This window comes from Escherichia sp. 20412-1, assembly GCF_003027595.1.
In the GTDB taxonomy this organism is placed as follows: domain Bacteria; phylum Pseudomonadota; class Gammaproteobacteria; order Enterobacterales; family Enterobacteriaceae; genus Escherichia; species Escherichia marmotae.
Genome location: NZ_PYQM01000021.1, coordinates 31550 through 51320 on the forward strand (window position 1 = coordinate 31550; position 19771 = coordinate 51320).

Sequence of the window (19771 nt, forward strand, 5' to 3'; positions counted from 1 at the left end):
TTATAAACAAACGCGCGGTAGTATAAAGGCAAGCCAGACGCATTGATATACCCGTCAGAGTGACGGGGGATAAGGAGATCATCACAATGGCATTTAAGATCTGGCAAATTGGTTTGCATTTACAACAGCAAGAAGCGGTGGCGGTTGCTATCGTGCGTGGCGCTAAAGAATGCTTTTTACAACGCTGGTGGCGCTTGCCGCTGGCAACAGACATTATCAAAGATGGGCGCATTATTGACGCGGAACGGCTGGCCAAAACGTTGTTACCGTGGAGTCGTGAACTGCCGCGCCGTCATCACATTATGTTGGCATTTCCTGCCAGCCGCACGTTACAGAGGGCAATACCGCGTCCGGCGATGTCCCTCGGTGAACGGGAGCAAACGGCCTGGCTGACAGGTACGATGGCCCGCGAGCTGGATATGGAACCGGACTCCCTGCGCTTTGATTACAGCGAAGATTCGCTAAGCCCTGCTTATAACGTGACCGCTGCGCAAAGCAAAGAGCTGGCGACGCTGCTTACCCTGGCAGAAAGATTGCGTGTTCACGTTAGTGCGATTACCCCAGACGCCTGCGCTTTGCAGCGATTCCTGCCTTTTTTACCCTCTCATCAGCGGTGCCTGGCCTGGCGTGATAACGAACAGTGGCTATGGGCGACGCGTTATAGCTGGGGGCGCAAACTGGCGGTAGGGATGACAAGCGCGAATGAGCTGGCGGCGGCGTTAGCTGTTGACCCCGAAAGTGTCGCGATATGTGGTGAAGGTGGGTTTGACCCCTGGGACGCGGTTTCTGTTCGTCAGCCGCCGCTACCGCCGCCTGGTGGAGACTTCGCTATTGCGCTGGGTCTGGCGCTTGGGGAGACGCGCTGATGAATCCGCCAATCAATTTTTTGCCCTGGCGACAGCAACGCCGGACAACCTTTTTTCGCTTCTGGTTGCTGATGTTCGTTGCTCCTTTGCTGTTGGCTGTTGTGATAACGCAAATGCTGCGTCTGACAAGCAACGCCGAAGCTCGCGTAGATGCTGTTTTACTTCAGGCAGAACAGCAAATTGCCCGTGGCTTACAGGTTACTAAGCCGCGTTTGCTGGAGCGCCAACAATTTCGCGAACAGCGTTTGCAACGTCAGCGCCAGCGACAATTTACCCGCGACTGGCAATCTGCACTGGAGTCACTGGCGACGCTTTTACCGGAGCACGCCTGGCTGACCACGATAAGCTGGCAGCAGGGAACGCTGGAGGTAAAGGGACTTACGGCGAACATTACCGCGTTAAATGCGCTGGAAACGTCACTTCGTCAGGATGCTACTTTTCAGCTCAACCAGCGTGGGGCCACGCAGCAGGATGCACAAGGACGCTGGCAATTTGAGTATCGGTTAACAAGGAAAGTTAGCGATGAACACGTTCTTTGACTGGTGGTATGCCACATCACCCCGTATCCGCCTGTTTGGGTGGACGCTCTGGTTGCTGGTGTTATTCACGCTCCTCTTTCTTTCATTGGCACGCCAGGAAGAGAGCGATGCATTAACCCGACTGCGAGCAACGAATCACCAGCAATCCGTCGCACTGTATCGCCTGGTAGATACCACTCTCATCAGCGAAGAAAAGACATTGCCATTTTCGCCGCTGGATTTTCAGTTGCCCGGCGCGCAACTGGTTTACTGGCACCCGTCCGCCCAGGGAGGCGAGTTGGCGTTGAAAACGCTTTGGGAAGCGGTGCCGTCTGCATTTACACGCCTGGCAGAACGCAATGTCAGCGTGAGCCGTTTTTCGTTAAGCGTGGAAGGTGATGAACTTTTGTTCACGCTACAACTGGAGACGCCACATGAGGGGTAAACGCTGGTTGTTGGCGGGTGTTGCATTATGCCTTTTAACGGGGATGCGTGACCCTTTTAAACCGTCGGAGGATATATGCCGGATTAGCGAACTCAGCCAGTGGCGTTATCAGGGAATAATAGGGCGAGGCGACCGCGTTATTGGCGTAATAAAAGATGGCCAAAAGAAATGGCGACGGGTACAGCAAAACGATGTGCTGGAGAATGGCTGGACGATTTTTCAACTGACGCCAGAAACATTAACGCTGAGAACCGGAAAAAACTGCGAACCGCCACAGTGGTTGTGGCAACGGCAAGGAGATAAAAATGAAGCAATGGATAGCCGCGCTACTGCTGATAATCATGATACCCATCGTACAGGCGGCAAAGCCGCAAAAAGTCACGCTGATGGTGGATGATGTTCCGGTAGCTCAGGTTTTACAGGCACTGGCTGAACAGGAAAAGTTAAACCTGGTGGTCTCGCCTGACGTCAACGGTACGGTGTCATTACATCTCACTGACGTTCCCTGGAAGCAGGCACTACAAACCGTAGTGAAAAGCGCCGGGCTGATAACGCGCCAGGAAGGCAACATTCTCTCGGTGCATTCTGTTGCCTGGCAGAATGACAATATCGCCCGTCAGGAGGCTGAACAGGCGCGGGCGCAGGCGAATCTTCCGCTGGAAAATCGCAATATTACTCTGCAATACGCAGATGCCGGAGAGCTGGCGAAAGCAGGGGAGAAGTTGCTTAGCGCCAAAGGCAGTATGACCGTCGATAAACGCACCAATCGCCTTTTGCTACGTGATAACAAAGCTGCGTTAACTGCGCTGGAACAGTGGGTTGCGCAAATGGATTTGCCGGTCGGGCAAGTTGAACTGTCGGCGCACATTGTCACTATTAATAAAAAAAGTTTGCGGGAATTGGGGGTGAAATGGACGCTGGCAGATGCGCAACAAGCTGGCGGCGTTGGGCAAGTGACCGCACTTGGAAGCGATCTTTCCGTGGCGACGGCGACGACGCATATCGGGTTTAACATTGGGCGCATCAACGGGCGTTTACTGGATTTGGAGCTTTCCGCACTCGAACAAAAACAGCAACTGGATATTATCGCCAGCCCGCGTCTGCTGGCCTCGCATCTCCAGCCTGCCAGCATTAAACAAGGAAGCGAGATCCCGTATCAGGTTTCCAGCGGTGAAAGCGGCGCGACGTCGGTGGAATTTAAAGAGGCCGTACTGGGAATGGAGGTCACGCCTACAGTGTTACAAAAAGGCCGCATCCGGTTGAAATTACACATCAGCCAGAACGTGCCGGGGCAAGTACTACAACAGGCCGATGGCGAAGTGCTGGCGATTGATAAACAGGAGATCGAAACGCAGGTTGAAGTCAAAAGCGGAGAAACGCTGGCACTGGGCGGCATCTTTACCCGTAAAAATAAATCGGGACAGGATAGCGTACCGCTGCTGGGCGATATCCCCTGGTTCGGGCAATTATTTCGTCATGACGGAAAAGAAGATGAACGACGTGAGTTAGTGGTGTTTATCACGCCACGGTTGGTTTCCAGTGAGTAAATCACCGCAAAACGGCGATGTTTTTATGCTGAACATGTTTCATCTATTTGACGTGCGCAGGTATTTAGCATACAAGGAGTACCGATTTGAGAGTCGGTGTTCCTTGCTGCCTGCGTTATATGATGGTGATTTATCTTTCACGCGGCATTTTGCTGTCTTTTTTACGCTAATCTTACCCGGTGATTTATCGCCAGAGCGGTGATAGCAAGGCAGTGCACCTGCAACGACCAGATATGCAGAGGGAGGGGCGATTTATTCAGTTGCCAAACCCGCTGGAGTATTGAGATAATTTTCAGTCTGACTCTCGCAATATCTTATGAGGTTTCAGTTCATGTCCTGCGGCGCTCTCTGAGCGAAGCGGGTTTATCATTAACGAATAGTCTTAGTAGTACCGAAAAAATGGCAGAGAAACGCAATATCTTTCTGGTTGGGCCTATGGGTGCCGGAAAAAGCACTATTGGGCGCCAGTTAGCTCAACAACTCAATATGGAATTTTACGATTCCGATCAAGAGATTGAGAAACGAACCGGAGCTGATGTGGGCTGGGTTTTCGATTTAGAAGGCGAAGAAGGCTTCCGCGAACGCGAAGAAAAGGTCATCAATGAGTTGACCGAGAAGCAGGGTATTGTGCTGGCTACTGGCGGCGGCTCTGTGAAATCCCGCGAAACGCGTAACCGTCTTTCCGCACGTGGTGTTGTCGTTTATCTTGAAACGACCATCGAAAAGCAACTTGCGCGCACGCAGCGTGATAAAAAACGCCCGTTGCTGCACGTTGAAACGCCGCCGCGTGAAGTTCTGGAAGCGTTGGCTAATGAACGCAATCCGCTGTATGAAGAGATTGCCGACGTGACCATTCGTACTGATGATCAAAGCGCCAAAGTGGTCGCAAACCAGATTATTCACATGCTGGAAAGCAACTAATTCTGGCTTTATATACACTCGTCTGCGGGTACAGTAATTAAGGTGGATGTCGCGTTATGGAGAGGATAGTCGTTACTCTCGGGGAACGTAGTTACCCAATTACCATCGCATCTGGTTTGTTTAACGAACCAGCTTCATTCTTACCGCTGAAATCGGGCGAGCAGGTGATGTTGGTCACCAACGAAACCCTGGCTCCCTTGTATCTCGATAAGGTTCGCGGCGTACTTGAACAGGCGGGTGTTAACGTTGATAGCGTTATCCTTCCTGACGGCGAGCAGTATAAAAGCCTGGCAGTGCTCGACACCGTTTTTACGGCGTTGTTGCAAAAGCCGCACGGTCGCGATACGACGCTGGTAGCGCTTGGCGGCGGTGTAGTGGGCGATCTTACCGGTTTTGCAGCGGCGAGCTATCAGCGCGGTGTTCGCTTCATTCAAGTCCCGACGACACTGCTGTCGCAGGTGGACTCTTCCGTCGGCGGCAAAACCGCAGTCAACCATCCCCTCGGTAAAAATATGATTGGCGCTTTTTATCAGCCAGCATCCGTGGTGGTGGATCTCGACTGTCTGAAAACGCTTCCCCCGCGAGAGTTAGCTTCGGGGCTGGCGGAAGTCATCAAATACGGCATTATTCTTGACGGTGAGTTTTTCAACTGGCTGGAAGATAATCTGGATGCATTGCTCGGTCTGGATGGTTCGGCAATGGCGTACTGTATTCGTCGTTGTTGCGAGCTGAAAGCAGAAGTTGTTGCTGCCGACGAGCGCGAATCCGGCTTACGTGCTTTACTGAATCTGGGACATACCTTTGGTCATGCCATTGAAGCTGAAATGGGCTATGGCAATTGGTTACACGGCGAAGCGGTTGCTGCAGGTATGGTGATGGCGGCGCGGACGTCGGAACGTCTTGGGCAGTTCAGTTCTGCCGAAACGCAGCGTATTATTACTCTGCTCACGCGGGCTGGGTTACCGGTTAATGGGCCGCGCGAAATGTCCGCGCAGGCATATTTACCGCATATGCTGCGTGACAAGAAAGTCCTTGCGGGAGAAATGCGCTTAATTCTTCCGTTGGCAATTGGTAAGAGCGAAGTTCGCGGCGGCGTATCGCACGAGCTTGTTCTTAATGCTATTGCCGATTGTCAATCAGCGTAACAACAAGAAAGGTCAGGCCGCTTATTAAGTGGTCTATTAGCTTCAGGTTAATTGCAACGTGGTAAGCATTAACCTTTTAGTGGGGTGTTAAATGGATGAATTCAAACCAGAAGACGAGCTGAAACCCGATCCCAGCGATCGTCGTACTGGTCGTTCTCGTCAATCTTCTGAGCGTTCAGAACGTACTGAACGTGGCGAACCGCAGATCAATTTTGATGATATTGAACTTGATGACACTGACGATCGCCGTCCGACTCGTGCGCAAAAAGAGCGCAATGAGGAACCGGAAATCGAAGAAGAAATTGATGATTCCGAAGATGAAGCTGTGGATGAAGAGCGCGTAGAGCGTCGTCCGCGTAAGCGTAAAAAAGCAGCCAGCAAACCGGCTTCTCGTCAGTATATGATGATGGGCGTCGGCATTCTGGTTCTGTTGTTGTTGATCATCGGTATCGGTTCTGCGCTAAAAGCCCCCTCGACCTCTTCCAGCGATCAAACTGCGTCTGGTGAGAAGAGTATTGATCTTTCTGGTAATGCGGTCGATCAGGCGAATGGTGTGCAGCCAGCGCCGGGAACCACGTCTGCGCAAAATACCCAGCAGGATGTTTCTCTGCCACCGATCTCTTCTACGCCGACCCAGGGGCAATCCCCGGCGGCAATGGATGGGCAGCAACGTGTTGAAGTGCAGGGCGATCTGAATAACGCGCTGACACAACCACAAAATCAGCAGCAGTTGAACAATGTGGCGGTCAACTCCACGCTGCCGACCGAACCTGCGACTGTAGCCCCAGTTCGCAATGGCAATGCATCGCGTGATACGGCGAAAACGCAAACTGCTGAACGTCCGACCACCACGCGTCCGGCACGTCAGCAGACGGTGATTGAACCGAAGAAACCGCAAGCAACCGTGAAAACGGAACCGAAGCCAGTAGCACAACAGCCGAAGCATACTGAACCGGCTGCGCCAGTGGTGAGCACCAGGGCACCTGCTGCGACTTCTACGCCAGTAGCAACGCCTGCGCCAAAAGCGACCGCCAGCACGGAGCCTGCACAAACGGCATCTCCGGCGCAAACCACGGCAACACCAGCCGCTGGGGCGAAGACCACAGGCAATGTCGGCTCGTTGAAATCGGCACCGTCCAGCCATTACACTCTGCAGCTAAGCAGTTCTTCTAACTACGACAACCTGAACGGTTGGGCGAAGAAAGAGAATCTGAAAAACTACGTTGTCTATGAAACGACGCGTAACGGTCAGCCGTGGTATGTCCTGGTTTCTGGCGTGTACGCTTCGAAAGAAGAAGCGAAAAAAGCGGTATCTACATTGCCAGCCGATGTTCAGGCCAAAAACCCGTGGGCGAAACCGCTGCGTCAGGTACAGGCCGATTTGAAGTAATCAAGGCTATTTCCCGCAATGGTTTACCGTTGCGGGAACTGCCTGAAGCGCTGGATGCTGTCGGAGCTTTCTCCACAGCCGGAGAAGGTGTAATTAGTTAGTCAGCATGAAGAAAAATCGCGCTTTTTTGAAGTGGGCAGGGGGCAAATATCCCCTGCTTGATGATATTAAACGACATTTGCCTAAGGGCGAATGTTTGGTTGAGCCTTTTGTGGGTGCCGGGTCGGTGTTTCTCAACACCGACTTTTCTCGTTATGTCCTTGCTGATATCAATAGCGACCTGATCAGTCTCTACAACATTGTGAAGACGCGTACCGATGAGTACGTACAGGCTGCTCACGAGCTGTTTGTTCCTGAGACAAATTGCGCTGAGGTCTACTATCAGTTCCGCGAAGAGTTCAACAAAAGTCAGGATCCCTTCCGCCGGGCGGTACTGTTTTTATATCTGAATCGCTACGGGTACAACGGTCTGTGCCGTTACAATCTGCGCGGTGAATTTAATGTGCCATTCGGCCGTTACAAAAAACCCTATTTCCCGGAAGCAGAGTTGTATCACTTTGCCGAAAAAGCGCAGAATGCCTTTTTCTATTGTGAGTCTTACGCCGACAGCATGGCGCGCGCGGATGATGCATCCGTCGTTTATTGCGATCCGCCTTATGCACCACTTTCTGCAACCGCCAACTTTACGGCGTATCACACAAATAGTTTTACTCTTGAACAACAAGCGCATCTGGCGGAGATTGCTGAAGGTCTGGTTGATCGCCAGATCCCGGTACTGATTTCCAATCATGATACTGCGCTAACGCGCGAGTGGTATCAGCGCGCAAAATTGCATGTCGTCAAAGTTCGACGCAGTATAAGCAGCAACGGCGGCACACGTAAAAAGGTGGACGAACTGCTGGCTTTGTACAAACCAGGAGTCGTTTCACCCGCGAAAAAATAATTCTCAAGGAGAAGCGGATGAAACAGTATTTGATTGCCCCCTCAATTCTGTCGGCTGATTTTGCCCGCCTGGGTGAAGATACCGCAAAAGCCCTGGCAGCCGGCGCTGATGTCGTGCATTTTGATGTCATGGATAACCACTACGTTCCCAACCTGACGATTGGACCTATGGTGCTGAAATCCTTGCGTAACTACGGCATTACCGCCCCTATTGATGTACATTTGATGGTGAAACCGGTTGATCGCATTGTGCCGGATTTCGCTGCCGCAGGTGCCAGCATCATTACCTTTCATCCTGAAGCCTCAGAGCACGTTGATCGCACGCTGCAACTGATTAAAGAAAATGGCTGTAAAGCGGGTCTGGTGTTCAACCCGGCCACGCCGTTGAGTTATCTGGACTATGTGATGGATAAGCTGGATGTGATCCTGCTGATGTCAGTTAACCCCGGTTTTGGCGGTCAGTCTTTCATTCCGCAAACGTTAGATAAACTACGCGAAGTGCGTCGCCGCATCGACGAGTCTGGTTTCGATATCCGCCTGGAAGTGGATGGCGGAGTGAAGGTTAATAACATTGGCGAAATCGCTGCGGCGGGTGCGGATATGTTCGTCGCTGGTTCGGCCATTTTCGACCAGCCAGACTACAAAAAAGTCATTGATGAAATGCGCAGTGAACTGGCAAAGGTAAGTCATGAATAAGTTTGAAGATATTCGGGGCGTTGCCTTCGATCTCGATGGCACGCTGGTTGACAGTGCTCCCGGTCTTGCTGCCGCGGTAGATATGGCGCTGTACGCGCTGGAGTTACCTGTCGCAGGCGAAGAAAGAGTTATTACCTGGATTGGTAACGGCGCAGATGTTCTGATGGAACGAGCACTGACCTGGGCGCGTCAGGAACGTGCGACCCTGCGTAAAACGATGGGTAAGCCGCCTGTTGATGACGACATCCCATTGCAAGAACAGGTGCGTATTATGCGTAAGCTGTTTGACCGCTACTATGGCGAGGTTGCTGAAGAAGGGACGTTTTTGTTTCCACACGTTGCCGATACGCTCGGTGCGTTGCAGGCCAAAGGCTTGCCGTTAGGTCTGGTCACGAACAAACCGACGCCGTTTGTTGCGCCATTGCTTGAAGCTTTAGATATCGCCAAATACTTTAGCGTGGTCATCGGTGGCGATGACGTACAAAACAAAAAGCCGCATCCGGATCCGCTGTTACTGGTGGCTGAACGTATGGGCATTGCTCCACAACAAATGCTGTTTGTTGGCGACTCTCGCAATGATATTCAGGCGGCAAAAGCGGCCGGTTGTCCTTCTGTTGGCTTAACCTATGGATATAACTACGGCGAGGCTATCGAACTTAGCCAGCCTGATGTAATTTATCAGTCTCTCAATGACCTTCTGCCCGCATTAGGGCTTCCGCAAAGCGAAAATCAGGAATCGAAAAATGACTAAGCCCATCGTTTTTAGTGGCGCACAGCCTTCAGGTGAATTGACCATTGGTAACTACATGGGTGCGCTGCGTCAGTGGGTAAACATGCAGGATGACTACCATTGCATTTACTGTATCGTTGACCAACACGCTATTACCGTGCGCCAGGATGCACAGAAGCTGCGTAAAGCGACGCTGGATACGTTGGCACTGTATCTGGCTTGTGGCATCGATCCTGAGAAAAGCACCATCTTTGTTCAGTCCCACGTACCGGAACACGCACAGTTAGGTTGGGCGCTGAACTGCTATACCTATTTCGGTGAGCTGAGCCGGATGACTCAGTTCAAAGATAAATCTGCACGTTACGCTGAGAATATCAACGCTGGTCTGTTTGACTATCCGGTGCTGATGGCAGCAGATATCCTGCTGTATCAAACCAACCTGGTGCCGGTCGGTGAGGATCAGAAACAGCACCTGGAACTGAGCCGTGATATCGCCCAGCGTTTCAACGCGCTGTATGGCGATATCTTTAAAGTGCCAGAGCCGTATATTCCGAAATCTGGCGCGCGCGTAATGTCTTTGCTGGAGCCGACCAAAAAGATGTCCAAGTCTGACGATAACCGCAATAACGTTATCGGCCTGCTGGAAGATCCGAAATCGGTAGTGAAGAAAATCAAGCGTGCGGTCACTGATTCCGACGAGCCGCCAGTAGTTCGCTACGACGTGCAGAACAAAGCGGGGGTTTCTAACCTGCTGGATATCCTTTCTGCAGTGACTGGCCAGAGCATCCCGGAGCTGGAAAAACAGTTCGAAGGCAAAATGTATGGTCATCTGAAAGGCGAAGTGGCAGAAGCGGTTTCCGGAATGTTGACTGAATTGCAGGAGCGTTATCACCGTTTCCGCAATGACGAAGCCTTCCTGCAACAGGTGATGAAAGACGGCGCAGAAAAAGCCAGCGCACACGCTTCCCGCACGCTGAAAGCGGTTTACGAAGCAATTGGTTTTGTAGCGAAGCCGTAATTCAACATGTTGAAGGAAAGCGTAGCGCATCATGCAGTTTTGCTTTTATCATCACTCTGAAACCGGGGAAACCCGGTTTTTTTGTCCCTTTTTCGCAGTAATCCGGAAAAATGTGAAGCATCTCGCCGTTTCCATCTCTCGTGGTTGCCACTTATCTTCATTTTAATGAATATATAAATATTCACTTTATTGAAAATTTACTATGCGCCGAACGTTTATCAAAAAAGAAGGTGTCGTCATCACGACGCTGGCCCGTTATTTGTTGGGTGAAAAATGCGGTAATCGCCTGAAAACGATTGATGAGCTGGCAACTGAATGCCGCTCGTCCGTTGGCCTGACGCAGGCCGCGCTAAAAACGCTGGAATCAAGCGGCGCGATACGCATTGAACGTCGCGGGCGTAATGGCAGTTTCCTGGCGGAGATGGATAACAAAGCGCTGTTGAGCCATGTCGATATCAACAATGTAGTCTGTGCGATGCCTCTGCCTTATACCCGTCTGTACGAAGGGTTGGCGAGCGGGTTAAAAGCCCAGTTTGATGGCATTCCTTTTTACTATGCGCATATGCGCGGCGCGGATATTCGCGTGGAGTGTTTGCTTAACGGTGTGTATGACATGGCAGTGGTTTCCCGGCTGGCGGCAGAAAGTTATCTCACACAAAAAGGTTTATGCCTCGCACTGGAGTTGGGGCCGCACACCTACGTTGGTGAGCACCAGTTGATTTGTCGCAAAGGTGAATCCGGTAATGTGCAGCGTGTTGGGCTGGATAGTCGCTCGGCGGATCAGAAAATCATGACCGATGTCTTTTTTGGTGATCGCAGTGTGGAGCGCGTCGATCTCTCCTATCACGAGAGTTTGCAGCGCATTGTCAAAGGTGATGTCGATGCGGTGATCTGGAATGTGGTGGCAGAAAGCGAACTGGCCATGCTTGGATTAGAAGCGACGCCGCTCACAGACGATCCGCGATTTTTGCAGGCCACCGAAGCCGTGATCCTGACGCGAGCTGATGATTACCCAATGCAACAATTACTGCGTGCGGTTGTTGATAAACACGCCCTGCTTGCCCATCAACAGCGGGTGGTCAGCGGGGAACAGGAACCCAGTTATTAAATAAAAGGCATCTAAAATGGAAACCAGACTCAACCTGCTTTGCGATGCAGGGGTCATAGATAAGGACATCTGTAAAGGCATGATGCAGGTTGTCAAGATTCTGGAAACAGAATGTCATCTGCCCATACGTAGCGAGCAGGGAACGATGGCGATGACGCATATGGCGAGTGCGCTGATGCGCAGCCGTCGCGGTGAACAGATACTGCCGCTGGATGACGAATTACTGACGGAACTGGCGCAATCCAGCCACTGGCCAGCGATCATGCAGTTGCATCGGGTGTTATTGCAGGGATTCGCGTTGGAAGTTAACCCGTGTGAAGAAGGATATCTGCTGGCCAACCTTTATGGATTATGGATGGCCGCTAACGAAGACCTTTGAAGCACATGGCAAATCCACGTCGTACATCTTAAATATTCAAAAAAATGAATATTTGAATTAAGGAACAGAAACGAGGCAACAAGATGTTTGTAGAAGCATTGAAACGCCAGAACCCGGCGCTGATTTCTGCCGCATTAAGCCTGTGGCAGCAGGGCAAGATCGCCCCGGACTGTTGGGTGATCGACGTGGATCAGGTACTGGAAAACGGTAAGCGACTCATTGAGACAGCACGGCTTTACGGTATTGAACTGTATCTGATGACTAAGCAGTTCGGTCGTAACCCGTGGCTGGCGGAAAAGCTGCTGGCGCTGGGCTACAGCGGCATTGTGGCGGTGGACTACAAAGAGGCACGAGTGATGCGTCGCGCCGGTTTGCCGGTGGCGCATCAGGGGCATCTGGTACAAATCCCTTGTCACCAGGTATCTGACACCGTTGAACAGGGAACCGGTGTTATCACTGTGTTTACCCTCGATAAAGCACGGGAAATTTCTGCGGCAGCGGTGAAGGCTGGATGCGTACAGTCTGTGCTGCTCAAAGTTTATAGCGACGATGATTTCCTTTATCCAGGGCAGGAGAGCGGTTTTACCCAAAATACGCTGCATGACATTGTCGCTGAAATCCAAAAACTACCAGGACTACATTTAGCGGGACTTACCCATTTCCCTTGCCTGCTTTGGGATGAAACAAGCGGGAAAGTTTTACCCACGCCGAATCTTCACACGCTGGTACAGGCGCGGGATCAACTGGCTAAATCTGGCACTGCCCTTGAGCAACTAAACGCGCCTTCAGCGACCAGTTGCACTTCGTTGCCGGTGTTAGCGCAATATGGTGTTACCCATGCCGAACCTGGTCATGCGCTGACCGGCACTATTCCGGCAAACCAGCAGGGCGATCAACCCGAACGTATCGCCATGCTTTGGTTAAGTGAAATTTCCCACCACTTCCGTGGCGACAGTTATTGCTATGGCGGTGGTTACTATCGCCGTGGTCATGCACATCACGCTCTTATTTTTACTCCAAAAAATCAAAGCATCACAGAAACACTTCTCAAAACAGTGGATGACAACAGTATCGACTATTACCTGCCGTTGGCTAGTGAGTTTCCGGTAAGTAGCGCGGTGGTGCTCTGTTTTCGTACGCAGATTTTTGTCACCCGTAGCGATGTGGTGTTGGTGTCCGGTATTCAGCGCGGCGCGGCGGAAATTGTTGGTCGCTATGACAGCCTCGGCAACCTTCTGGAGGCGTAAATGGCGCGATTTGTGGTGTTAGTGATCGATAGTTTTGGCGTAGGCGCAATGAAAGATGTTGCGCGGGTACGCCCACAGGATGCCGGGGCGAATACCTGTGGTCACATTCTTAGCCAGTTGCCGCATTTACAGTTGCCGACTCTTGAGAAGCTGGGGCTAATCAATGCATTGGGTTATGCGCCGGGTGATATGCAGCCATCGGATTGCGCAGTCTGGGGCGTAGCAGAACTGCAACATGAAGGTGGCGATACCTTTATGGGGCATCAGGAAATTTTAGGTACGCGCCCCTTGCCGCCGCTGCGGATGCCCTTTCGCGACGTTATTGATCGTGTTGAACGAGCCTTAATGGCTGCGGGCTGGCAGGTCGAACGCCGTGGCGATGCGTTGCAATTTCTGTGGGTAAACCAGGCCGTGGCAGTTGGCGACAATCTCGAAGCGGATTTAGGCCAGGTCTATAACGTTACCGCCAATCTCTCTGCGATACCGTTCGATGAAGTTGTCAAGATTGGTCGTGTGGTGCGTGAGCAGGTACAGGTTGGCAGGGTTATTACTTTTGGCGGCCTGTTGCAGGACAGCCAGCGCATTCTTGATGCCGCAGAAAGCAAGGAGGGGCGTTTTATTGGCATAAATGCACCGCGTTCCGGCGCTTATGACAGCGGTTTCCAGGTTGTACATATGGGCTACGGTGTCGATGAAAAAGTGCAGGTGCCGCAACAACTGCATCAGGTAGGCGTACCTACGGTGCTGGTGGGTAAGGTGGCGGATATCGTCAGCAATCCTCATGGAATGAGCTGGCAAAATTTGGTGGATAGCCAACGGATTATGGATATCACTCTCGACGAATTTAACGCCCATCCGACAGCCTTTATTTGCACCAATATTCAGGAAACCGACCTCGCCGGCCACGCAGAAGACGTCGCACGTTATGCCGAACGTTTGCAGGTCGTTGACCGTAATCTTGCCCGGCTTGTTGAGGCGATGCAGCCGGATGATTGCCTGATCGTCATGGCTGATCACGGTAACGACCCGACTATCGGCCACAGCCACCATACCCGCGAAGTAGTGCCTGTGCTGGTTTATCAGCGTGGATTGGCTGCCACTCGTCTGGGTGTGTATCCCACGCTCTCTGATGTTGGAGCCACGGTATGTGAATTTTTCCGTGCTTCGCCGCCACAAAACGGCAGCTCTTTTTTATCTTCCCTTCGCTTTCAGGGTGACTCTTTATGACCATCGATTCGACCGGCTACACCCTTGCTCATGAGCATCTGCATATTGATCTCTCCGGCTTTAAAAACAACGTGGATTGCCGCCTTGATCAATATGCTTTCATTTGCCAGGAGATGAACGACCTGATGGCGCAGGGCGTTCGTAATGTGATTGAGATGACCAATCGTTACATGGGCCGCAATGCGCAATTTATGCTCGATGTGATGCGTGAGACGGGAATCAACGTGGTGCCTTGTACTGGTTATTACCAGGATGCCTTTTTCCCGGAGCATGTGGCGACCCGCAGCGTGCAGGAGCTGGCGCAAGAGATGGTCGATGAAATTGAACAGGGTATCGATGGCACGGAACTGAAAGCCGGGGTCATCGCGGAGATTGGCTCCAGTGAGGGCAAAATCACGCCGCTGGAAGAGAAAGTTTTCATTGCCGCCGCGTTGGCGCATAACCAGACCGGACGGCCCATTTCCACTCATACATCTTTTAGCACTATGGGGTTGGAACAACTGGCTCTACTGCAATCCCACGGTGTCGATCTTTCGCGGGTCACCCTAGGGCACTGCGATCTTAAAGACAACCTCGACAACATTTTAAAGATGATCGATCTCGGCGCGTATGTGCAGTTCGACACCATTGGCAAGAACAGTTACTACCCGGATGAGAAGCGTATTGCGATGCTTCACGCGCTCCGCGACCGTGGATTGCTTAACCGCGTCATGCTGTCGATGGATATTACTCGTCGTTCCCATTTAAAAGCCAACGGTGGTTATGGCTATGACTTTTTATTTACCACCTTTATTCCGCAGTTGCGCCAGTCAGGATTCAGTCAGGCCGATGTGGATGTGATGTTACGTGAAACTCCCTCTCAATTTTTCCAATAAGGACAGACTCATGAAAAAGATTGGCGTTGCAGGCTTACAGCGTGAGCAGATTAAAAAAACCATTGAAACGACGGCTCCTGGCTGTTTTGAAGTTTTCATTTATAACGACATGGAAGCGGCAATGAAAGTGAAATCCGGGCAACTGGATTACTACATCGGCGCGTGTAATACCGGCGCAGGTGCGGCATTGTCGATTGCTATCGCGGTGATTGGTTATAACAAAAGTTGCACCATTGCCAGGCCTGGTATTAAAGCGAAAGACGAGCATATCGCCAAAATGATCGCTGAAGGAAAGGTGGCGTTTGGGCTTTCCGTTGAGCACGTTGAACACGCGATTCCGATGCTGATTAACCATCTGAAATAAAAGGCACGACTATGGATCTGTATATTCAGATTATCGTGGTGGCGTGCCTGACCGGTATGACATCACTTCTGGCACATCGCTCGGCGGCCGTATTTCATGATGGTATTCGCCCGATCCTGCCACAATTGATTGAAGGCTATATGAACCGTCGCGAGGCGGGGAGTATCGCTTTCGGTTTGAGTATTGGTTTTGTGGCATCGGTGGGGATCTCCTTTACCCTGAAAACCGGCCTGCTCAACGCATGGTTACTTTTTCTTCCTACCGATATCCTCGGCGTACTGGCGATAAACAGCCTGATGGCGTTTGGCCTTGGCGCAATCTGGGGGATACTGATCCTCACCTGCCTGCTGCCGGTAAACCAGTTGCTGACTGCGCTGCCGGTTGATGTTTTAGGTAGTCTGGGGGAATTAAGCTCTCCGGTAGTTTCTGCTTTTGCACTCTTCCCGCTGGTGGCGATTTTCTACCAGTTTGGCTGGAAGCAAAGCCTGATCGCTGCCGCCGTCGTGTTGATGACTCGCGTCGTGGTGGTGCGTTATTTCCCGCATCTTAATCCGGAATCCATCGAAATCTTTATTGGCATGGTAATGCTGCTGGGGATCGCGATAACTCACGACCTGCGTCATCGTGATGAAAATGATATCGATGCCAGCGGATTTTCGGTCTTTGAAGAGCGCACGTCGCGGATTATCAAAAATCTTCCGTATATCGCCATTGTCGGAGCGCTGATCGCTGCTGTTGCCAGTATGAAAATTTTTGCTGGTAGCGAAGTGTCGATCTTCACCCTTGAGAAAGCGTACTCCGCAGGCGTCACGCCGGAGCAATCGCAAACGCTGATCAATCAGGCGGCGCTGGCAGAATTTATGCGCGGGCTGGGTTTTGTGCCGTTGATTGCCACCACTGCGTTAGCCACGGGGGTGTATGCGGTTGCTGGCTTTACCTTTGTCTATGCGGTGGGCTATCTCTCGCCTAATCCGATGGTTGCGGCGGTATTGGGCGCAGTGGTTATTTCGGCGGAAGTTTTGTTGTTACGGTCGATAGGTAAATGGCTGGGGCGCTACCCGTCAGTGCGTAATGCGTCGGATAACATTCGTAACGCCATGAATATGCTGATGGAAGTGGCTCTGTTGGTCGGTTCGATTTTCGCGGCAATCAAAATGGCGGGTTATACCGGATTCTCTATTGCGGTCGCCATTTACTTCCTCAACGAATCTCTGGGGCGTCCGGTACAGAAAATGGCGGCACCTGTGGTGGCAGTGATGATCACCGGCATTCTGCTGAATGTTCTTTACTGGCTTGGCTTGTTTGTTCCGGCTTAAGGAATGCACTTATGAAGACGTTTCCCTTGCAAAGCCTGACTCTTGCTGAAGCACAGCAAAAGCAGTTTGCGCTGGTGGACACGATTTGCCGCTATTTCCCTGGCGGTGAGTTCCTTACCTGTGGTGATTTGGGATTAACGCCGGGGTTGAATCAACCGCGCATTACTCAACGTGTGGAACAGGTACTGGCGGGTGTGTTTCATGCGCAAGCGGCGGCGCTGGTGCAAGGCGCTGGCACTGGGGCGATCCGTGCCGGGCTGGCAGCTTTGCTCAAGCCCGGGCAGCGTCTTCTGGTACATGATGCGCCTGTTTATCCGACTACGCGGGTCATTATTGAGCAGATGGGGCTGACGCTTATTACCGCTGATTTCAATGACCTGTCGGCACTTAAGCAAATCGTCGAAGAGCAACAACCAGATGCAGCACTGGTGCAACATACACGCCAGCAGCCGCAGGATCGTTACATTCTGGCAGATGTGCTGGCAACGTTGCGCCTGGCGGGTGTTCCAGCGTTAACTGATGACAACTATGCGGTGATGAAGGTGGCGCGGATTGGCTGCGAATGCGGGGCGAATGTCTCAACTTTTTCCTGCTTCAAGCTGTTTGGGCCGGAGGGTGTTGGTGCGGTGGTAGGCGATGCTGATGCCATCAACCGTATTCGTGCCACGCTTTACTCCGGAGGCAGCCAGATTCAGGGCGCTCAGGCGCTGGAAGTCTTGCGCGGACTGGTTTTTGCGCCGGTGATGCATGCGGTACAGGCGAGGGTATCTGAAAGGTTGCTGACCTTGCTCAACGGTGGCGCAGTGCCACAAGTTAAAAGCGCCGTCATTGCCAATGCGCAGTCGAAGGTGTTGATTGTGGAGTTCCATCAGCCGATTGCTGCAAGGGTACTGGAAGAAGCGCAGAAACGCGGTGCATTGCCATATCCAGTTGGTGCGGAGTCGAAATATGAAATTCCGCCGCTCTTTTATCGTCTTTCCGGGACATTTCGTCAGGCGAATCCACAATTAGAACATTGTGCGATTCGTATTAATCCTAATCGTAGTGGTGAGGAGACAGTGCTGCGTATTTTGCGCGAGAGTATTGCCTGTATTTAACTGCTGTGAACGATATTTTTAAAGGCAAGGTAAAAACAAATACGCCCTCTGGTAAAAATAGAGGGCGTCAGGTAATTAAAACAGCATTAACCGATCTCTGTTAAGAGATTACTGTGCAGTCGGACCGCAGCCGCCAATGATTTTAGAAATAGAAATTGCCGGATGCAGAAGGTAATCATAAGAGCAGTTTTTGTCACGGTTTTCAATATGACCAGTACATGCAGTTAACGTTGCCAGTACCGCACCTACCAATGCTACTTTAATAAACTTGTTCATTCTCATTCCCTATGTAAAATATATCGAGTAATATTCATTAATTATGTGAATATAAGCAAACAGCTCGTTAGAGACAATACAGGAATATCTATGACACGTCAGTGAGTGGACTATTAATAATTCAATTATATTTGTAAGCCAATGTAACTGTGGGGAGTTGTTAAAAAACAAATTAGTTAAAAAGTTGTTTTATGTCTGCTGAAAATAAAAATTAATATGGTGATTATTGTAAATAAAAAGGCCAGAAATATCCGGCCTTAGATAATTTTTTTAAATTAATGGTTAGAGAACCAGTTTAATTTATCGCGCAGGCCAACGACCCGACCAATAATAATCAAAGACGGGCTGTTCATTTGCTGCGCAAGTTCACCGAGTTGCGCGAGCGTACCGTCAATCACGCGTTGCGTAACCGCCGTACCGTTTTCGACAATCGCCACCGGCATTTCACCTGGCATTCCGTATTCAATCAGCTTTTGCTGAATGGTCGCGGCCTGATTCAGCCCCATATAGAACACCAGCGTCTGTTTTTCTGCCGCCAGATTCTCCCAGTCCAGCTCGCCACCCGTTTTTAAGTGCCCGGTGATTAAGCGCACGCTCTGGGCGTAATCGCGATGTGTTAGCGGAATACCCGAATAGGCAGAGCAACCAGAAGCTGCGGTAATGCCCGGAACCACCGAGAACGGAATGCCTGCATTGCACAGCGTTTCCAGCTCTTCGCCGCCACGCCCGAAAATAAACGGATCGCCGCCTTTCAGACGCACCACGCGTTTGCCTTTTTGCGCTTCCCGCAACAGGATCTGGTTAATCTCTTCCTGCGGTACGCAGTGGTATCCCGCGCGTTTACCGACGAAAACGCGGTCAGCATCGCGGCGTACCAGATTCATAATATCGTCAGAAACCAGACGGTCGTAGACCACCACATCAGCCTGCTGAATTTGTTGCAGGCCTTTCAGCGTCAGTAGCCCGGCATCGCCTGGACCTGCGCCAACCAGCACCACTTCACCACGATGATCGAGCGGCTCATTGATTAACTGTTCGGTAGTTTCAGTAATGGCTTTCTGATCGTTGTTCGCCAGCGACTGCGCCAGACGGTCATTGACGAACAGTTTTTCCCAGAAACGGCGACGCTCACCCATTGTGGCGAACTGCTGTTTCACCCGACCGCGTAACTGTCCGGCATATTTTGCCACCTGACCCAGATGGAGAGGCAGTAGTGATTCGAGTTTTTCGCGCAGCAGGCGCGCCAGGACTGGAGATGTGCCGCCGGAGGAGACCGCTACCATTAGCGGTGAGCGGTCGATAATGGACGGCATAATGAAACTGGCGGCTTTCGGTGCATCTACCACGTTACAGAAGATACGACGAGATTCAGCGGCTTTGCTGACGCGCTGGTTAAGCGCATCATCATCAGTAGCCGCAATCGCCAGCCAACAGGTATCGAGAAGGCTTTCATCAAATGGCCCCTCGACGAGGGTTAACATGCCAGCATCTGCCCATGCGGTAAACTGCGGAATAAACGCTAATGCATTCACCGTTAAGCGAGCGCCTGCGTCCAACAGCAACCTGGCTTTGCGTTCCGCGACATCACCGCCGCCGACAATCAGACAGTCGCGATCGCGTAATTGGCAAAATATAGGCAAATGATCCACGTAAAACCCCTTACT

The 19771-nt window shown here is 51.5% G+C and carries 22 protein-coding genes; 20 read left to right on the forward strand and 2 right to left on the reverse strand.

Annotated features, from left to right (window positions below; translation table 11 throughout):
* Positions 1–86 precede the first annotated feature (86 nt).
* The 20 genes from hofM to C7B16_RS15020 all read left to right on the forward strand — a co-directional run bounded on the left by hofM (position 87) and on the right by C7B16_RS15020 (position 17831).
* Positions 87–866, forward strand: coding sequence for a DNA utilization protein HofM (gene hofM / locus C7B16_RS14920; RefSeq protein ID WP_000874538.1), 780 nt, complete (start codon positions 87–89; stop codon positions 864–866).
* Complete coding sequence (locus C7B16_RS14925; RefSeq protein ID WP_105224511.1) at positions 866–1405, forward strand: PilN domain-containing protein; 540 nt, start codon at positions 866–868, stop codon at positions 1403–1405. Before hofM ends, C7B16_RS14925 begins: the two co-directional genes overlap by 1 nt.
* The gene (locus C7B16_RS14930; protein WP_001517223.1) at positions 1389–1829 is read left to right on the forward strand and encodes a hypothetical protein; all 441 of its coding nucleotides are present in this window, start codon (positions 1389–1391) and stop codon (positions 1827–1829) included. Before C7B16_RS14925 ends, C7B16_RS14930 begins: the two co-directional genes overlap by 17 nt.
* Positions 1819–2226: a HofP DNA utilization family protein gene (locus C7B16_RS14935; protein WP_016249278.1), complete on the forward strand. Its 408-nt coding sequence runs from the start codon at positions 1819–1821 to the stop codon at positions 2224–2226. Before C7B16_RS14930 ends, C7B16_RS14935 begins: the two co-directional genes overlap by 11 nt.
* Complete coding sequence (hofQ, locus tag C7B16_RS14940; RefSeq protein ID WP_000815959.1) at positions 2135–3376, forward strand: DNA uptake porin HofQ; 1242 nt, start codon at positions 2135–2137, stop codon at positions 3374–3376. Before C7B16_RS14935 ends, hofQ begins: the two co-directional genes overlap by 92 nt.
* A gap of 399 nt (positions 3377–3775) precedes the next feature.
* A complete protein-coding gene (gene aroK, locus C7B16_RS14945) occupies positions 3776–4297 on the forward strand; it encodes a shikimate kinase AroK (RefSeq protein ID WP_000818619.1) in 522 nt (173 codons plus the stop codon).
* Between the two features lie 56 nt (positions 4298–4353).
* A complete protein-coding gene (aroB, locus tag C7B16_RS14950) occupies positions 4354–5442 on the forward strand; it encodes a 3-dehydroquinate synthase (RefSeq protein ID WP_000439860.1) in 1089 nt (362 codons plus the stop codon).
* A gap of 91 nt (positions 5443–5533) precedes the next feature.
* Positions 5534–6832, forward strand: coding sequence for a cell division protein DamX (gene damX, locus C7B16_RS14955; RefSeq protein WP_016249277.1), 1299 nt, complete (start codon positions 5534–5536; stop codon positions 6830–6832).
* 106 nt (positions 6833–6938) lie between these two features.
* The gene (gene dam / locus C7B16_RS14960; RefSeq protein ID WP_000742158.1) at positions 6939–7775 is read left to right on the forward strand and encodes an adenine-specific DNA-methyltransferase; all 837 of its coding nucleotides are present in this window, start codon (positions 6939–6941) and stop codon (positions 7773–7775) included.
* 17 nt (positions 7776–7792) lie between these two features.
* Positions 7793–8470 carry a ribulose-phosphate 3-epimerase gene (rpe, locus tag C7B16_RS14965; RefSeq protein ID WP_000816280.1) on the forward strand — a complete coding sequence of 226 codons (678 nt, stop codon included), beginning with the start codon at positions 7793–7795 and terminating at the stop codon, positions 8468–8470.
* Complete coding sequence (gph, locus tag C7B16_RS14970; protein ID WP_001517219.1) at positions 8463–9221, forward strand: phosphoglycolate phosphatase; 759 nt, start codon at positions 8463–8465, stop codon at positions 9219–9221. Before rpe ends, gph begins: the two co-directional genes overlap by 8 nt.
* Complete coding sequence (gene trpS / locus C7B16_RS14975) at positions 9214–10218, forward strand: tryptophan--tRNA ligase (protein ID WP_000165548.1); 1005 nt, start codon at positions 9214–9216, stop codon at positions 10216–10218. The genes gph and trpS overlap by 8 nt, the downstream gene beginning before the upstream one ends.
* Before the next feature lie 202 nt (positions 10219–10420).
* Positions 10421–11326, forward strand: a complete 906-nt coding sequence (gene yhfZ, locus C7B16_RS14985) for a GntR family transcriptional regulator YhfZ (protein WP_001254804.1) — start codon at positions 10421–10423, stop codon at positions 11324–11326.
* A 16-nt stretch (positions 11327–11342) separates the two neighbouring features.
* The gene (locus C7B16_RS14990; protein ID WP_000450044.1) at positions 11343–11705 is read left to right on the forward strand and encodes a hypothetical protein; all 363 of its coding nucleotides are present in this window, start codon (positions 11343–11345) and stop codon (positions 11703–11705) included.
* Positions 11706–11788: 83 nt separating this feature from the next.
* Positions 11789–12952, forward strand: a complete 1164-nt coding sequence (locus C7B16_RS14995; RefSeq protein WP_107179866.1) for a YhfX family PLP-dependent enzyme — start codon at positions 11789–11791, stop codon at positions 12950–12952.
* Positions 12953–14179 (forward strand): phosphopentomutase, encoded by a 1227-nt coding sequence (locus tag C7B16_RS15000; protein ID WP_001517216.1) that lies wholly within the window; start codon positions 12953–12955, stop codon positions 14177–14179.
* Positions 14176–15054 (forward strand): phosphotriesterase-related protein, encoded by an 879-nt coding sequence (locus C7B16_RS15005; RefSeq protein WP_016249275.1) that lies wholly within the window; start codon positions 14176–14178, stop codon positions 15052–15054. The genes C7B16_RS15000 and C7B16_RS15005 overlap by 4 nt, the downstream gene beginning before the upstream one ends.
* 10 nt (positions 15055–15064) lie before the next feature.
* Entirely contained in the window at positions 15065–15418 is a 354-nt protein-coding gene (locus tag C7B16_RS15010) for a DUF2620 domain-containing protein (RefSeq protein ID WP_001517214.1), read from the forward strand.
* Positions 15419–15429: 11 nt separating this feature from the next.
* Positions 15430–16734 carry a YhfT family protein gene (locus C7B16_RS15015; protein WP_000366842.1) on the forward strand — a complete coding sequence of 435 codons (1305 nt, stop codon included), beginning with the start codon at positions 15430–15432 and terminating at the stop codon, positions 16732–16734.
* A gap of 11 nt (positions 16735–16745) precedes the next feature.
* Positions 16746–17831: an aminotransferase class I/II-fold pyridoxal phosphate-dependent enzyme gene (locus C7B16_RS15020; RefSeq protein WP_000847166.1), complete on the forward strand. Its 1086-nt coding sequence runs from the start codon at positions 16746–16748 to the stop codon at positions 17829–17831.
* 108 nt (positions 17832–17939) lie between these two features.
* Here C7B16_RS15020 and C7B16_RS15025 read toward each other — a convergent pair whose 3' ends face one another.
* Together C7B16_RS15025 and cysG are read right to left on the reverse strand one after the other, a co-directional pair.
* Positions 17940–18107 carry a YhfL family protein gene (locus tag C7B16_RS15025; protein WP_001031834.1) on the reverse strand — a complete coding sequence of 56 codons (168 nt, stop codon included), beginning with the start codon at positions 18105–18107 and terminating at the stop codon, positions 17940–17942.
* Positions 18108–18382: 275 nt separating this feature from the next.
* On the reverse strand, positions 18383–19756 hold the full coding sequence (gene cysG / locus C7B16_RS15030) for a siroheme synthase CysG (RefSeq protein WP_107179867.1): 1374 nt from the start codon (positions 19754–19756) through the stop codon (positions 18383–18385).
* Positions 19757–19771: the final 15 nt, after the last annotated feature.

Excerpts from the sequence above, each read along its gene's own strand:
- C7B16_RS15020 (WP_000847166.1), top strand. The coding sequence starts at position 16,746 with ATGAAGACGTTTCCCTTGCAAAGCCTGACTCTTGCTGAAGCACAGCAA.
- C7B16_RS14990 (WP_000450044.1), top strand. The coding sequence starts at position 11,343 with ATGGAAACCAGACTCAACCTGCTTTGCGATGCAGGGGTCATAGATAAG.
- C7B16_RS15025 (WP_001031834.1), bottom strand. The coding sequence starts at position 18,107 with ATGAACAAGTTTATTAAAGTAGCATTGGTAGGTGCGGTACTGGCAACG.
- C7B16_RS15015 (WP_000366842.1), top strand. The coding sequence starts at position 15,430 with ATGGATCTGTATATTCAGATTATCGTGGTGGCGTGCCTGACCGGTATG.
- yhfZ (WP_001254804.1), top strand. The coding sequence starts at position 10,421 with ATGCGCCGAACGTTTATCAAAAAAGAAGGTGTCGTCATCACGACGCTG.
- C7B16_RS14995 (WP_107179866.1), top strand. The coding sequence starts at position 11,789 with ATGTTTGTAGAAGCATTGAAACGCCAGAACCCGGCGCTGATTTCTGCC.
- rpe (WP_000816280.1), top strand. The coding sequence starts at position 7,793 with ATGAAACAGTATTTGATTGCCCCCTCAATTCTGTCGGCTGATTTTGCC.
- damX (WP_016249277.1), top strand. The coding sequence starts at position 5,534 with ATGGATGAATTCAAACCAGAAGACGAGCTGAAACCCGATCCCAGCGAT.
- dam (WP_000742158.1), top strand. The coding sequence starts at position 6,939 with ATGAAGAAAAATCGCGCTTTTTTGAAGTGGGCAGGGGGCAAATATCCC.
- C7B16_RS15010 (WP_001517214.1), top strand. The coding sequence starts at position 15,065 with ATGAAAAAGATTGGCGTTGCAGGCTTACAGCGTGAGCAGATTAAAAAA.
- C7B16_RS14925 (WP_105224511.1), top strand. The coding sequence starts at position 866 with ATGAATCCGCCAATCAATTTTTTGCCCTGGCGACAGCAACGCCGGACA.
- trpS (WP_000165548.1), top strand. The coding sequence starts at position 9,214 with ATGACTAAGCCCATCGTTTTTAGTGGCGCACAGCCTTCAGGTGAATTG.
- aroK (WP_000818619.1), top strand. The coding sequence starts at position 3,776 with ATGGCAGAGAAACGCAATATCTTTCTGGTTGGGCCTATGGGTGCCGGA.
- C7B16_RS14935 (WP_016249278.1), top strand. The coding sequence starts at position 1,819 with ATGAGGGGTAAACGCTGGTTGTTGGCGGGTGTTGCATTATGCCTTTTA.
- gph (WP_001517219.1), top strand. The coding sequence starts at position 8,463 with ATGAATAAGTTTGAAGATATTCGGGGCGTTGCCTTCGATCTCGATGGC.
- hofQ (WP_000815959.1), top strand. The coding sequence starts at position 2,135 with ATGAAGCAATGGATAGCCGCGCTACTGCTGATAATCATGATACCCATC.
- hofM (WP_000874538.1), top strand. The coding sequence starts at position 87 with ATGGCATTTAAGATCTGGCAAATTGGTTTGCATTTACAACAGCAAGAA.
- C7B16_RS14930 (WP_001517223.1), top strand. The coding sequence starts at position 1,389 with ATGAACACGTTCTTTGACTGGTGGTATGCCACATCACCCCGTATCCGC.
- C7B16_RS15000 (WP_001517216.1), top strand. The coding sequence starts at position 12,953 with ATGGCGCGATTTGTGGTGTTAGTGATCGATAGTTTTGGCGTAGGCGCA.
- aroB (WP_000439860.1), top strand. The coding sequence starts at position 4,354 with ATGGAGAGGATAGTCGTTACTCTCGGGGAACGTAGTTACCCAATTACC.
- C7B16_RS15005 (WP_016249275.1), top strand. The coding sequence starts at position 14,176 with ATGACCATCGATTCGACCGGCTACACCCTTGCTCATGAGCATCTGCAT.